Raw genomic sequence first — 13,229 nt, 5'->3', positions numbered from 1 at the left:
GCAAGCCAGCTCCCACATCTGACCGGGTTGCAGTTCGGTTTTTTGAGGTGTCGGTCAGGTTTGCTTAGGGGTTAGAATCGCCCCCTAGTCCAGAGTAAGTACTTATGTCCCAAGAGCTATCCGCCGAACAGATCCAACAGGCCCTGCAAGGTATCAGCGTACCGCCCCAACCGCAGATCATGGTGGATCTGCAGATGGAGCAATACATGCCCGATCCGGACCTGGAAGTGATCGCCCGGCTGATTTCTCAGGACCCGGGCCTGTCCGGCGCGTTGCTCAAGGTCGTTAATTCGTCGTACTTCGGCCTGAGCAACAAGATCGCCTCGATCCAGCGCGCCGTTAACCTGTTGGGCAGCCGCTCGATCATCAACCTGATCAACGCGTTGTCGATCAAGGGCGAGATGAGCGACGACACCATCGTCACCCTCAACCGCTTTTGGGACACCGCCCAGGACGTGGCCATGACCTGCCTCACCCTGGCCAAGCGCACCGGCGCCCAAGCCGTGGACGAGGCCTACGCCCTGGGCCTGTTCCACGATTGCGGCGTGCCGTTGATGCTCAAGCGCTTCCCCAACTACATGGCGGTGCTCGAAGAAGCCTACGCCAATGCCGGTGCGGACTGCCGCGTGGTCGATACCGAGAACAACGCGTTCAACACCAATCATGCAGTGGTGGGCTACTACACCGCTAAATCCTGGCGCCTGCCGGAGCATGTGACCGACGCCATCGCCAACCACCACAACGCCCTGGCCGTTTTCAGCGATGAGTCGTCCCGCAACCCGCAGCTTAAAAACCTGCTGGCGATCCTGAAAATGGCCGAGCACATCTGCTCGTCCTACCGCGTGCTGGGCAACCAGACGGTGGACCATGAGTGGAATGCCATCAGCCACCTGGTGCTGGACTACGTGGGCCTGTCGGAATACGACTTTGAAAGCATGAAGTTGTCGATCCGCGAACTGGGCGTTCACTGACCCTTCCTTTAAGAGGTACGCATGCCCGAGTTACCCGAAGTCGAAACCACCCGACGCGGCATTGCCCCGCACCTTGAGGGCCAACGGGTGAGTCGTGTGGTGGTGCGTGAGCGGCGCCTGCGCTGGCCGATCCCGGAAGACCTGGATGTACGCTTGTCCGGGCAACGCATCGTGCTGGTAGAGCGGCGTGCCAAGTACCTGTTGATCAATGCCGAAGTGGGCACCTTGATCAGCCATTTGGGCATGTCGGGCAACTTGCGCTTGGTCGAGGCCGGGTTGCCGGCACTCAAGCATGAGCACGTCGACATCGAACTCGAATCCGGCCTGGCCCTGCGCTACACCGACCCGCGGCGCTTCGGCGCGATGCTGTGGAGCCAAGACCCGCACAACCACGAACTGCTGCTGCGCCTGGGGCCGGAGCCGTTGACCGACTTGTTTGACGGTGAGCGCTTGTTCCAGCTGTCGCGCGGTAAGTCGATGGCGGTGAAGCCGTTCATCATGGACAACGCGGTGGTGGTGGGCGTGGGCAATATCTACGCGACCGAAGCGCTGTTTGCGGCGGGGATTGATCCGCGTCGGGCGGCGGGTGGGATTTCACGGGCGCGTTATTTGAAGCTGGCAATCGAGATCAAGCGCGTGCTGGCCGCTGCGATTGAGCGGGGCGGCACTACGTTGCGGGACTTTATTGGCGGGGATGGGCAGCCGGGGTACTTCCAGCAGGAGCTGTTCGTGTACGGCCGAGGCGGCGAGGGCTGCAAGGTCTGCGGGACTGAGCTGCGCAATGTGGTGTTGGGGCAGCGGGCGAGTGTGTTTTGCCCTAGGTGCCAGAGCTGATTGTTGGGTGATGGCTGATATAGCCATCGGGGGCAAGCCCCCTCCCACATTTGACCGGGTTCACAGCTTTCTATTTGTGAATACAGTCAGTGTGGGAGGGGGCTTGCCCCCGATGAGGCCCTTAAGCCTTGCCGGTGATCAGCCGGTACTTCTCCATCAACTGCTCTTCCGTCTCCGGATGAGCCTCATCCAACGGAATGCAATCCACCGGGCACACCTGCTGGCACTGAGGTTCGTCATAGTGGCCGACACACTGCGTGCACAGGTTAGGGTCGATCACGTAGATCTCTTCACCTTGGGAAATGGCAGCGTTCGGGCACTCGGGTTCGCAGACGTCGCAATTGATGCAATCGTCGGTGATGATCAAAGACATGGAAACTCCTGCCAGGGCTGTCAGCCAGGGCATCTGAAAACTAATGCGCGCAATTGTGCCGCATTGGCGCTTGCAGTGCGAGCTTGTGGCAAACCCAGGCGACGATCGCAGTCTTTGTGGCGAGGGAGCAAGCTCCCTCGCCACTATACCGCTTACTTCTTGAAGCGCAGCGTCAGCGCATCGGCCACGGCCGGGTGCACGAACTTGGTGATATCCCCGCCCAAAGCGGCGATTTCACGTACCAACGTCGAGGAAATGAACGAATAACGCTCTGACGGCGTGAGGAACAGGCTCTCCACGTCCGGCGCCAGTTGGCGGTTCATGTTGGCCAGCTGGAATTCGTATTCGAAGTCCGACACCGCACGCAGGCCACGCAGGAACACATTGGCGTTCTGCTCTTTGGCGAAGTGCGCAAGCAACGTCGAAAAACCCACCACTTCTACGTTGGGCAGGTGCTTGGTGACCTCACGCGCCAGCTCCACGCGCTGCTCCAGGGGAAACAGCGGGTTTTTCTTGGGGCTGGCCGCGACCGCGATGATCACATGGTCGAACAGGCGAGAGGCGCGTTCGACCAGATCGCCATGGCCTTTGGTAATCGGGTCGAAGGTACCTGGGTACAACACTCGGTTCATCGCGTCGTCCTGGCGGAGTCCGTTGGGGAACCGGATGGTATCGCAGCCAATCCGGTCGGCCAAGTCAACTTATGTAGAAGAAGCCACGATAGAGCGTGTTTTTTCACGCTGTTTTCAGACGTTCGGCCAACGCTGTCGCCAATTGAGCGGTCAATCCATACACGGATAATTGGGGGTTAGCCCCAATACTGGTGGGGAATAGGGAGCCATCGTGGATCGACAGGTTGCGCAACTGGTGATGGCGACCCAGGCTGTCGGCGACTGCGTTTTTCGGGTCATCACCCATGGCACAACCGCCCATCACATGAGCACTGCCCAGGCACGTGCGATGCAGTTCTAGGTTGAGGCCCTCAATCATCGTGCGAGCTTCGCCCAGGCTTTTCACGTAGCGCGCATCGTGATGCAGCGGCTTGACCGACTTGGCGCCGGCCGCGAACTGGATTTCGGCCATGCTGTGAAAGGCGCGGCGCAGACCGTCCCAGGCGTAGTCCGATACCTGGTAGTCGAGCACCGGCGTGCCGTCGCCGCGCAAATCCACCGTGCCGCCGGGGCTGTCGGGGTGGAAGCCGTCTCGCAGCAGCGCGAGCATGGCATGGGTGTTGGGCAGTTGGCTCATGTCCAAAGCGTTCTGCTCGCCGTAGCCGCCCAGCAGGGTGCTGGCCAACGCAGGATGTAGGGGAGGGGCCTCCAACTTGTACGACATTTTGCCGGTGGTGCCGTCCTGCCATTGGAAATGGTCGGAGTAGATCGATTGTGGCGCGCCGTAAAACGGGTTGATCACCTCATCGAACAACCCTGCGGAGAAATTCACCAAGTGCAAGAAGGTACGCTTGCCCACTCGCGAATGCGGGTCGGGGGCGTCCGAGCGCATCAGCAGCGCCGGGCTGTTGATACCGCCGCCGGAGAGCACGTAGTGCTTGGCTTTCACCGTGATCTTGCGACCGGTCGGTGCCACGCACAGTTCATCCATGGCCACGCATTCCAGGCTGCTGATGGTGTCGCCGCTGTATTTGAGGCGCTCAGCACGGGCCAGGTAGAGCAACTCTCCGCCCTTTTCCAAGGTAGAGGGGATGGTCGTCACCAGCATCGACTGCTTGGCGTTGACCGGGCAGCCCATGCCGCAATACCCCAGGTTGAAGCAGCCGCGCACATTGCGCGGGATCACATGCCAGCTGTAGCCGAGCTTCTCACAGCCTTTGCGGATCACATCATTGTTGGGGTTGGGTGGCATGGCCCAAGGGGCGATGCCCAGGCGCTGTTCCATCTTTTCGAACCAGGGCGCCATGTCGGCGCTGCTATGGCCTTTCACCGAATATTCGCTGGCCCAGTGGGAAAGGGTGGCGTCGGGCGTGCGAAAGCTTGAAGTCCAGTTGATCAGCGTGGTGCCACCCACGGCTCGGCCCTGCAAAATCGTGATCGCACCGTCCTTGCTCATGCGGCCGATGCCTTCCTGGTACAGGCTGGTGTAGGCCTCGTCTTCGAGCAGTTTGAAATCGCTGCTGGTCTTGAGCGGGCCTTCTTCGATCAGCAACACCTTGTAGCCGGCGGCGCTGAGGATTTCAGCCGTCGTACCGCCACCGGCGCCGCTGCCGATGATGGCGACGTCGGCTTCCAGGGTCAGGTCGCTGTCGAGGGCGGCGCCATTGTGGGTTTTCCAGCCGCGGGCCAGGCCTTCGCGGAACAGATCGGGTACGGGCATAGGTGTGCACTCTTGTTGTTATAGGTATGCAATGTGGGAGGGGGCTTGCCCCCGATAGCAGAGGGTCAGGCAATAAATTTTTTTCTGATACACCGCCATCGGGGGCAAGCCCCCTCCCACATTTGATTGGGTTTTCAAGGCTAGATTTTGGGTGGCCCGGGATAGCCGCAGTGGGCCCAAGCCGCCGGCTGGAAATACCACGCCATGATCACCAGCTTGAGCAATGAGCCCTGGCCCATGCGCAGCAGGTTCAGGTAGCTGTTCTCCCAGCGGTGCAGGAAGTTGCGGATCTGCTCGCCGCTGGCGTTTTCCCAACTGCCCCAGATGCCAGTCAACGGTCCCCGAGTAATGCCCATGCCGAGCACGTCGAACAATTGCTGAGTGAGCTTGAACATCTCTGGCGACAGGCGCTGCAGGCTGAAGTCGAGCTTTTTAAGCGTGTCTTCAACCCCGTTGGTTACTTCTTGCGCGCTGGCCACGCCTTCCAGTAACACCGGGATCACTGCCCGCAGAAAGGGCAAATCACTGCTGCGCAACATCACAAAGCCGCTGGCCGGTGTACTGCTGGAGCAGCCGCTCAGGCTGGCGCCGAGCCCGGCGGTGGCCAGGAATGCGCTGGCGCACAGGCCGATTTTCAAGACGCCGCGCCGCGACAGCGCAGGTGTATCAGTCAGGCTGGGGTTCATTGTTTTTATTGTCCCGAGAGTGGCGATATCAACGAATAAACAGCTTCTGGATCAACTTCTGGATGGACTTTCCATAGGGCGGGTAGATCAACTTCGCCGCGTTCAGGCGCTGCTTCACCAGCACCCCTTTGGCCTTGCTGAAGGTAAGAAAACCTTCATGCCCGTGGTAGTGGCCCATGCCCGAGGGGCCGATGCCACCAAACGGCATGTCGTCCTGGGCCACGTGCAGCAGGGTGTCGTTCAGGCACACGCCGCCGGAGTGGGTTTCGTGCAGCACGCGGTTCTGTTCGCCCTTGTTGTAGCCGAAGTAGTACAGGGCCAGCGGGCGAGGGCGCTGGTTGACGTAGGCAAAGGCCTGATCGATGCCGCGATACGGCACGATGGGCAGCACCGGGCCGAAGATTTCGTCCTGCATCACGGTCATTTCGTCGCTGACATTCAGCAACAGGCTGTGGGCCATACGCCGGGCCTGGCCTTGGTCGTATAGCTGAATCAGGGTGGCGCCTTTGTCAGTGGCGTCCTTGATGTAGGCATTGAGCCTGGCCAGTTGTCGTTCGTTGATGATGGCGGTGTAATCCGGGTTGTCCGCCAAGGTCGGATAAAACCCGCGAACCGCCTGGGTGTAAGCCTCGACGAAAGCGTCTACGCGGTCTTCGGGCACCAACACATAGTCCGGTGCCACACAGGTTTGCCCGGCGTTCAGCGCTTTCCCGAAGGCGATGCGTTCGGCGGCGTGCTTGAGCGGCACATCGGCTGAGACGATGGCCGGTGACTTGCCGCCCAACTCCAGGGTGACCGGGGTCAAGTGCTCGGCCGCCGCCCGCATCACATGCTTGCCGATGCTGGTGGCGCCGGTGAACAGCAGGTGATCGAAGCGCAGCTTGGAAAACGCCATGCCCACTTCGGCTTCGCCCAGTACCACGCACACCAGGTCTTCGGGGAAGATCTTTGCCAGCAGCTTTTTAAGCAGTTCGCCCGTGGCCGGGGTGGACTCGCTGAGCTTGAGCATCACCCGGTTACCGGCAGCCAAGGCACCGACCAGCGGGCCGATGGCCAGGTACAGCGGGTAATTCCAGGGCACGATCACCCCAACCACGCCCAGCGGTTGGTAAATAACTTTGGCTGACGCGGGTTGAAAGGCTAAGCCTACAGCGCGGCGGGAAGGTTTCATCCAGCCCTTGAGGTGTTTGCTGGCGTAGTGAATGCCATGCAGGCTGGGCATCAATTCGGCAAACAGGGTTTCGTCGGCGCTGCGATGGCTGAAATCCTGGCTGATGGCGCTGATCAACGCTTGGCGTTCGTCGCTGAGCAGGTCTCGCAGGGCCTTGAGCCATTGCTGGCGTTGGGCGGCCGGCGGCATCGGGTTGGCCGCGTACGCGCGTTGTTGGGCGTCGAACAGGCTTTGGAGTTGATCCAGTGCCTGGGAATCTTGCAGGTAGGCAACGTTGGCAGACATGGCGCAGTTCCCGATTGTTATAGGTCTGCCTCGATTTTTAGAGTCATTGCTCTAAATTGTCAAATAACATTGCAGCAACATGCAGATTTATCCGGGCCATGATTGGCCGTAAGATGCCCCATCACGTGTACAGAAGCTGATTCCCCTATGGCACCACGAGTAAAGACCAGCGAGCGCATTGTGCAAACCAGCCTGGAGCTTTTTAACCAGCAGGGCGAGCGCAGTATCAGCACCAACCATATCGCCGCCCACATGGAAATTTCGCCGGGCAACCTGTACTACCACTTCCCCAACAAGCAGGCGATCATCGCCGTGCTGTTTCGTGAATACGAAGCCTTGGTGGACAGTTTCCTGCGCCCACCCGAGGGCCGCGCCGCCACCGTCCAAGACAAACGTTTCTACTTGCAGGCCTTGCTGGCCGGCATGTGGCGCTACCGTTTCCTGCACCGCGACCTTGAGCATCTACTGGAAAGCGACTCGGAACTGGCCACCGGCTACCGGCGGTTTTCCCAGCGCTGCCTGACCCAGGGCAACGCCATTTACCGAGGGTTTGTCGATGCTGGCATCCTCAAGATGGACCCCATCCAGACCGAAGCCTTGACCCTTAACGCGTGGATCATTCTCACGTCTTGGGTGCGTTTTCTGTGCACCACCAATGAAAATTCCACCCACTTGAGCGCCGAGGCGATCAAGCGCGGGGTGTATCAGGTGCTAGTGCTGGAGGCTGGGTTTGTGACTCCTGAAGCCAAAGAAGCGGTAGATGCGCTGTTCAAAGAGTTTTACGTGCCGTTGAATCAGGCACTGGAAGAAGTGAAGTAGGACCTTTCCCCGAATCTGTCTGCAGGAGTTCGTCATGTCGCTTGCCCAACTGATCAGCCCCCAGCAACTGGCCGAGCGCCAGAAGTCGTCGGGGCTTGTGACCCTGGATTGTCGTTTTGCGCTCGAAGACCCGGACTACGGGCGTTGCAGCTACACCGAAGGGCATATCGAAGGCGCGCAATATGCTGACCTGGAGCGCCATCTCAGTGGGCCAGTGACCAAGGGTGTGACGGGTCGTCACCCTTTGCCGGCGGCAGACGCCCTGGTTCGACAATTTCGCGCATGGGGCATCAATGCTGACACTGATGTCGTTTTATATGACGACGGCCCTGGTGCTTTCGCCGCCCGGGCGTGGTGGTTGCTGGCTTGGCTGGGCAAGCGCGATGGCCTATTTATCCTGGATGGTGGCCTCAAGGCCTGGCATGGCGCGGGTTTCCCGTTGAGCCTGGATGCGCCAATCATCGAGGTGGGTACTTTCAATGGCACGCCAGACAACCAGATGCTGCTGGATGCCGAGCACTTGCAGAAACGCTTGGGCCAGCCGGGCCTGACCCTGATCGATGCCCGTGCCCAGGCGCGTTTTCGCGGTGAAGTGGAGCCGATCGATCCGGTTGCCGGGCATATTCCCGGCGCACAGTGCGCCGCGTTCAATGAAAACCTGGGCAGTGATGGCCGCTTCTTGCCGGCTGAGCAACTCAAACAGCGCTTTGCTGCGCAGTTGCAGGGCCGTTCACCGGATGAGCTGGTGGCGTATTGCGGTTCGGGAGTGACGGCGTGCCATAACCTGTTTGCCCTGAGTCTGGCAGGGTATCCGTTGGGTAAGTTGTATGCGGGGTCGTGGAGTGAGTGGATCACCGATCCACAGCGGGCGATTGCCACTGGCGATTGAGGTGCTGGGCGTGTGAACCCAATCCAAATGTGGGAGCTGGCTTGCCTGCGATAGCAGACTGTCAGTTGATACATGGGTAGCTGGCCCACCGCTATCGCAGGCAAGCCAGCTCCCACAGTTTTAACCCTGTTGTGTCAGTAGCCATTGGGGGATGCGGCGTTCGAGGTAGTAGCTTGGGCGCTTGAGCGATCCATCGACAAATCCCACATGCCCGCCTTTTGCCGTCAGCTCAAACTCCGTGCAATCCGATAACTCGCTAGCCTCAGGCAAGCTGTGAGCGAATACGAACGGGTCGTCAGCGGCATGAATAATCAGCGTCGGCGTACGAATCTCACCCAAATAATAGCGGCTCGACGCCCGGCGATAATAATCCTCGGCACTCAGAAAACCGTGCAACGGCGCCGTCACCCGCCCATCGAAATCCCAGAACGTGCGCATTTTCTCCAGCGAACCCAGCGCTTCCAGGGCTTTGAGCCCGTCAGCCCGGCCATCCAGCAGAAAACGGCTCTGCTTGACGCGGATATACGCCAGCATTTCGCGCATGAAGTGCTTTTGGTACACCCGCGAAAAGCCCAGCCCGATGCGATCCGCGCACTGATCCAGGCGAAACGGCACCGACACCGCCGCAGCGCCTTGCAGACCTGACGACGTGCCGGTTTCGCCCAAGTGCTTGAGCAGCACATTGCCCCCCAGCGAATAACCCACCGCATACAGCGGTGCCAACGGCCGCTTGGCACGCAGATGGGCAATCGCGGCGGCCAGGTCTTCGCTGGCGCCCGAATGGTAACTGCGGGCCAACAGGTTGGGTTCCCCCGAACAGCCGCGCCAGTTCAGCGCTGCGCTGGCCCAGCCTTGAGCAGCGAGCGCCTTTTGCAGGCCTGCCACGTAGGGCGAATTGGACGAACCGGTCAGCCCATGCAGCACCAACACCAAGGGCACGCGGGCGTCATGGGGGCCGTGCCAGTCGAGGTCGAGGAAATCACCGTCGTCCAGCCACAGGCGCTCGCGCTGACGTTCGATATGGGTAGTGGGGCGCCACAGCGGCCCCCACAAGGTTTGCAGGTGGGGGTTGCCGAGGCCGAAGGCGGGGGTGAACAGGTCGGACGACGGGGTCATGAAGCTCTCGTTGGCAAGCAAACTCATTGTGGCGAGCGAGCTTGCTCGCGCTGGGCTGCGTAGCAGGCCTTTCAAGAGCGCCGCGTATATTCAGTCATAGCACGGGTGCAGGCTTTGGGGCTGCTTCGCAGCCCAGCGGGAGCAAGCTCCCTCGCCACACATATAGAGGCCAGCCTGAAAAGTCAGGCGGCGCTTTCGACCAACCGGTGCCACAACGCGTAATACACCCGCCCGGACTTCTGCTCCCGGTGCAGGCGCCACGCGCCAGGCAGGCCGAGGGTAGACGGCGCAGTCTCGCTTTCAGTGTAGATCCACGAATCCGGTGCCAGCCATTGGCGCTCTTCCAGCAGCGCACACACGGTCGGCAGCAGGTTCTGGTTGAACGGCGGGTCGAGAAATACCACGTCGAACTCGCTGGCCGGCTGGGTTTCCAGGTAGCGCAGGGCATCGGCGGTTTGCACTTGGCCGTTGGTGCAGCGCAGGGTGCCCAAATGTTCCTTGAGGCTTGAAACTGCCACATTGCTCGCATCCAGCGCCTGAGCCTGGGCAGCGCCACGGGACAGCGCCTCCAGGAACAAGGCGCCGCTGCCTGCGAACGGGTCCAGCACCTTGGCCCCGCCGATATGCGGCGCGAGCCAGTTGAACAGGGTTTCACGCACGCGGTCCGGCGTCGGGCGCAGGCCCACGACGTCGGGGAAGCTCAGCTTGCGGCTGCCCCATTCACCGCCAATGATGCGCAGCTGGCCCACACCGTTATGTACGTTGTGGACAGGTTTTTTAGGGCGAGATGAACTGGCCATTAATGCTCCGGAACCCCGAGCGGCTGCTCGGCGGGTTTATCAGTGGGGGGCGGTAGTGGCTTTTGCGCAGTCGTCGGGCCGGCGGTCACGATGACCATCTTGTCGGCGCTCAAGTGTTTGTTCATTGCAGCCTTGACCTGCTCTACGGTCAGGGCCTGGGATTGTTTCATGAAATCTTCCAGATAGGTCAGCGGCAGGTTGTAGAAACCCATTGCCCCCAACTGCCCGACGATATCGGCGTTGCTCGCGGTCGACAGCGGGAAGCTGCCCGCCAGCTCGCGCTTGGCGTCATCCAGTTCTTTTTGCGTCGGGCCGGTCTTGAGGTAGTCGGCCACTACTTCCTCGACCAAACGCAGGGTGCCGCCACTCATTTCGGCGCGGGTCTGCAGGTTGATCATGAACGGGCCGCGTACCTGCATCGGTGAGAAACCGGAGTACACGCCATAGGTCAGGCCGCGCTTTTCACGCACTTCGCTCATCAAGCGGGTGCCGAAGCCACCGCCGCCGAGGATCTGGTTACCCAGGGACAAGGCTGCGTAGTCCGGGTCGGCACGGTCGATGCCGAGTTGGGCAAACAGTAGATGCGTCTGCTTGGACGGGAACTCAATGTGGCTCAGGCCAGCCTTGGGCTCGGTCGGTTGGGCAATCTTCGCCATCGCCGGGCCTTTAGGCAGTGATGCGGAGACCTTGGCCGTCATGGCCTCGGCTTCGGTGCGAGTCAGATCGCCGACGACAGCAATCACTGCATTACCGGCGGCATACGCCTTGGCATGAAACGCCTGCATCTGCGCGAGGGTAATCTTCGGAACACTCTCAGGCGTACCTTCGCTCGGGTGAGCGTAAGGGTGATCGCCGTACAAGCGCTTGAACAGCTCAAGGCTGGCCAGCTTGGACGGGTTTTGTTTCTGGTATTCGAAACCGGCGAGGATCTGGTTCTTGATGCGTGCCAGGGAGTCGGCCGGGAAGGTCGGCTTGCCGATCACCTCGTCAAACAGCGACAGCGCCGCCTCGCGTTTGTCGCCCGCGCTCAAACTGCGCAAGGAAACCAGCGCCATGTCGCGGTAAGCGCCATTGCCAAAATCGGCGCCCAGCCCTTCGAAGTCGCGGGCGATCTGGCTCACGTCCTTGCCGGGCACGCCTTCATTGAGCATGGCGTTGGTCATCAAGGCCAGGCCCGGTACAGCGCCGTCCTGGCTGCTGCCGGCGGCAAACAGGATGCGCATGTCGAACATCGGCAGCTCATGGGCTTCGACGAACAGCACTTTGGCGCCTTCGGCGGTGGTCCAGGTTTGTACGTCGAGCTTGCGGTTGGTCGGTGCCTTGCCGTCCAGCTCAGCCAACGATTGAAGTTTGCTGGACGATTGGGCTTTTTCCAGCGCCGGGCTGGCGACCGACTCGGTCGGGCGCAGGAAATACACGGCGCTGGCGGCGATCAAGGTGACGACCACCAGGCCGGGGAAGATCAGGCGGCTGCTTTTGCGATCACTCATGAGCGGTCTCCTGAGGCAAAACATGGGCGACGCTGAGACGTTCGCGGGTGAAGTAGGTGCGCGCGGCTTTCTGGATGTCTTCCGGGGTCACGCTTTGCAGGTCGGCAAGCTCGGTATCCATCAGCTTCCAGGAAAGGCCGACGGTTTCCAGCGAGCCAATGGCCGTGGCCTGGCTGGTGATGGAATCACGCTGGTAGACCAGGCCGGCAATGACCTGGGCGCGGATTCGTTCCAACTCTTCGGCGGTCGGTGGCTTGGCTTTCAATTCGTCCAGCAGGCGCCACAGGCCGGCTTCGGCTTGGGCGATGGTTTTCTTTTTCTGCTGGTTGGGGGTGGCGCTCAGCATGAACAGGGTGTCGCCACGGGTGTAGGCGTCGTAGTTGGTGGAGGCCGCGGAAACCAGCTCCTCACCCCGCTCCAGTTGCTCGGAGATACGCGCGCTGTAGCCGCCGTCCAGCAAGGCCGAGATCAGGCGCAGGGCTTGTACCGAGCGTTTGTCTTCGGCAGTGGCCAGGCCAGGCACGTTGAAACCCAGGAACACGCTCGGCAGTTGGGTCTGCACGCGCAGGGTTATCAGGCGTTCGCCGGGCTCGGCCAGTTCCATCGGGATCTTGGCCGGCGGTACGTCACGCTTGGCGATCGGGCCAAAGTAGCGCTGTGCCAGGGTTTTGACTTCGTCCGGCGTCACATCGCCCACTACCACCAGGGTGGCGTTGTTTGGCACGTACCAGGACTGGTACCAGTGGCGCAGTTCTTCGACCTTCATGCGGTCGAGGTCGGCCATCCAGCCGATGGTCGGTGTGTGGTAGCCGCTGGCCGGGAAGGCCATGGCCTTGAAGCGCTCGTAGGCCTTGGACATCGGGTTGTCGTCGGTGCGCAGGCGGCGCTCTTCCTTGATCACCTCGATTTCACGGCTGAACTCGTCGGCCGGCAGGCGCAGGCTGGCCATGCGGTCGGCCTCCAGCTCGAAGGCCACGCCCAGGCGGTCTCGGGCCAGTACCTGGTAATAAGCGGTGTAGTCGTCGCTGGTAAAGGCGTTTTCTTCGGCGCCCAGGTCGCGCAGGATCAGCGAGGCTTCGCCTGGGCCGACCTTGGCGCTGCCCTTGAACATCATGTGCTCCAAGGCGTGGGACAAACCGGTCTGGCCCGGGGTTTCGTAGCTCGAACCAACCTTGTACCAGACCTGCGAAACCACCACCGGCGCGCGATGGTCTTCGCGCACGACCACCTTCAGGCCGTTATCCAGGGTGAATTCGTGGGTGGGTTGTGGATCGGCAGCCAAAGCTGAAAGAGGCAGACAAACTGTGCTGAACAGCAGGCCTGCGGCGTGGCGGGCTAGAGCATTCATTCGTTTTTAAACCTGTTGGGCTGCCCGCTTGGTCTTAGCGTCGGCGGGCGAGGAGGTGCTAGGATACTGGTCGGATTTACGGACGGCCACTGCGGCAGTCTTGTTTAGGCCCTATT

13 protein-coding genes are annotated in these 13,229 nt (G+C 60.9%); 4 read left to right on the top strand and 9 right to left on the bottom strand.

Going from position 1 to position 13,229, the window contains the following annotated elements:
- The first annotated feature begins 104 nt into the window (after positions 1-104).
- Together ICY20_RS06920 and mutM are read left to right on the top strand one after the other, a co-directional pair.
- Positions 105-971, top strand: coding sequence for an HDOD domain-containing protein (locus tag ICY20_RS06920; RefSeq protein ID WP_194937203.1), 867 nt, complete (start codon positions 105-107; stop codon positions 969-971).
- 21 nt (positions 972-992) lie between these two features.
- Positions 993-1,805: a bifunctional DNA-formamidopyrimidine glycosylase/DNA-(apurinic or apyrimidinic site) lyase gene (mutM, locus tag ICY20_RS06915; protein ID WP_135292515.1), complete on the top strand. Its 813-nt coding sequence runs from the start codon at positions 993-995 to the stop codon at positions 1,803-1,805.
- A 121-nt stretch (positions 1,806-1,926) separates the two neighbouring features.
- Here mutM and ICY20_RS06910 read toward each other — a convergent pair whose 3' ends face one another.
- The 5 genes from ICY20_RS06910 to ICY20_RS06890 form a co-directional block, all read right to left on the bottom strand.
- Positions 1,927-2,178 carry a YfhL family 4Fe-4S dicluster ferredoxin gene (locus ICY20_RS06910; RefSeq protein WP_003213796.1) on the bottom strand — a complete coding sequence of 84 codons (252 nt, stop codon included), beginning with the start codon at positions 2,176-2,178 and terminating at the stop codon, positions 1,927-1,929.
- Between the two features lie 152 nt (positions 2,179-2,330).
- Positions 2,331-2,810: a pantetheine-phosphate adenylyltransferase gene (gene coaD, locus ICY20_RS06905; RefSeq protein WP_003176711.1), complete on the bottom strand. Its 480-nt coding sequence runs from the start codon at positions 2,808-2,810 to the stop codon at positions 2,331-2,333.
- Between the two features lie 103 nt (positions 2,811-2,913).
- Complete coding sequence (locus ICY20_RS06900; protein ID WP_194937202.1) at positions 2,914-4,509, bottom strand: GMC family oxidoreductase; 1,596 nt, start codon at positions 4,507-4,509, stop codon at positions 2,914-2,916.
- Positions 4,510-4,649: 140 nt separating this feature from the next.
- Positions 4,650-5,195 (bottom strand): twin-arginine translocation pathway signal protein, encoded by a 546-nt coding sequence (locus ICY20_RS06895; RefSeq protein WP_194937201.1) that lies wholly within the window; start codon positions 5,193-5,195, stop codon positions 4,650-4,652.
- Between the two features lie 28 nt (positions 5,196-5,223).
- Entirely contained in the window at positions 5,224-6,651 is a 1,428-nt protein-coding gene (locus ICY20_RS06890) for a coniferyl aldehyde dehydrogenase (protein WP_194937200.1), read from the bottom strand.
- A 147-nt stretch (positions 6,652-6,798) separates the two neighbouring features.
- Between ICY20_RS06890 and ICY20_RS06885 the strand changes: the two genes are divergently transcribed.
- Complete coding sequence (locus ICY20_RS06885) at positions 6,799-7,470, top strand: TetR/AcrR family transcriptional regulator (protein WP_194937199.1); 672 nt, start codon at positions 6,799-6,801, stop codon at positions 7,468-7,470.
- A 34-nt stretch (positions 7,471-7,504) separates the two neighbouring features.
- A complete protein-coding gene (locus ICY20_RS06880) occupies positions 7,505-8,359 on the top strand; it encodes a sulfurtransferase (RefSeq protein WP_159957948.1) in 855 nt (284 codons plus the stop codon).
- A gap of 120 nt (positions 8,360-8,479) precedes the next feature.
- Here the strand turns inward: ICY20_RS06880 and ICY20_RS06875 are convergent, their stop codons facing one another.
- From ICY20_RS06875 to ICY20_RS06860, 4 genes are all read right to left on the bottom strand, one after another.
- On the bottom strand, positions 8,480-9,475 hold the full coding sequence (locus ICY20_RS06875; RefSeq protein ID WP_194937198.1) for a hydrolase: 996 nt from the start codon (positions 9,473-9,475) through the stop codon (positions 8,480-8,482).
- 182 nt (positions 9,476-9,657) lie between these two features.
- The gene (rsmD, locus tag ICY20_RS06870; RefSeq protein WP_159957952.1) at positions 9,658-10,275 is read right to left on the bottom strand and encodes a 16S rRNA (guanine(966)-N(2))-methyltransferase RsmD; all 618 of its coding nucleotides are present in this window, start codon (positions 10,273-10,275) and stop codon (positions 9,658-9,660) included.
- Complete coding sequence (locus tag ICY20_RS06865; protein WP_159957954.1) at positions 10,275-11,765, bottom strand: M16 family metallopeptidase; 1,491 nt, start codon at positions 11,763-11,765, stop codon at positions 10,275-10,277. Before ICY20_RS06865 ends, rsmD begins: the two co-directional genes overlap by 1 nt.
- Complete coding sequence (locus ICY20_RS06860) at positions 11,758-13,113, bottom strand: M16 family metallopeptidase (protein ID WP_159957956.1); 1,356 nt, start codon at positions 13,111-13,113, stop codon at positions 11,758-11,760. Before ICY20_RS06860 ends, ICY20_RS06865 begins: the two co-directional genes overlap by 8 nt.
- Between the last annotated feature and the right edge of the window lie 116 nt (positions 13,114-13,229).

The sequence above is a fragment of the Pseudomonas pisciculturae genome, from assembly GCF_015461805.1.
Taxonomy (GTDB): domain Bacteria; phylum Pseudomonadota; class Gammaproteobacteria; order Pseudomonadales; family Pseudomonadaceae; genus Aquipseudomonas; species Aquipseudomonas pisciculturae.
Note: the sequence above shows the minus strand (reverse complement) of the source record. Positions and strands in the feature narration are given on the sequence as shown.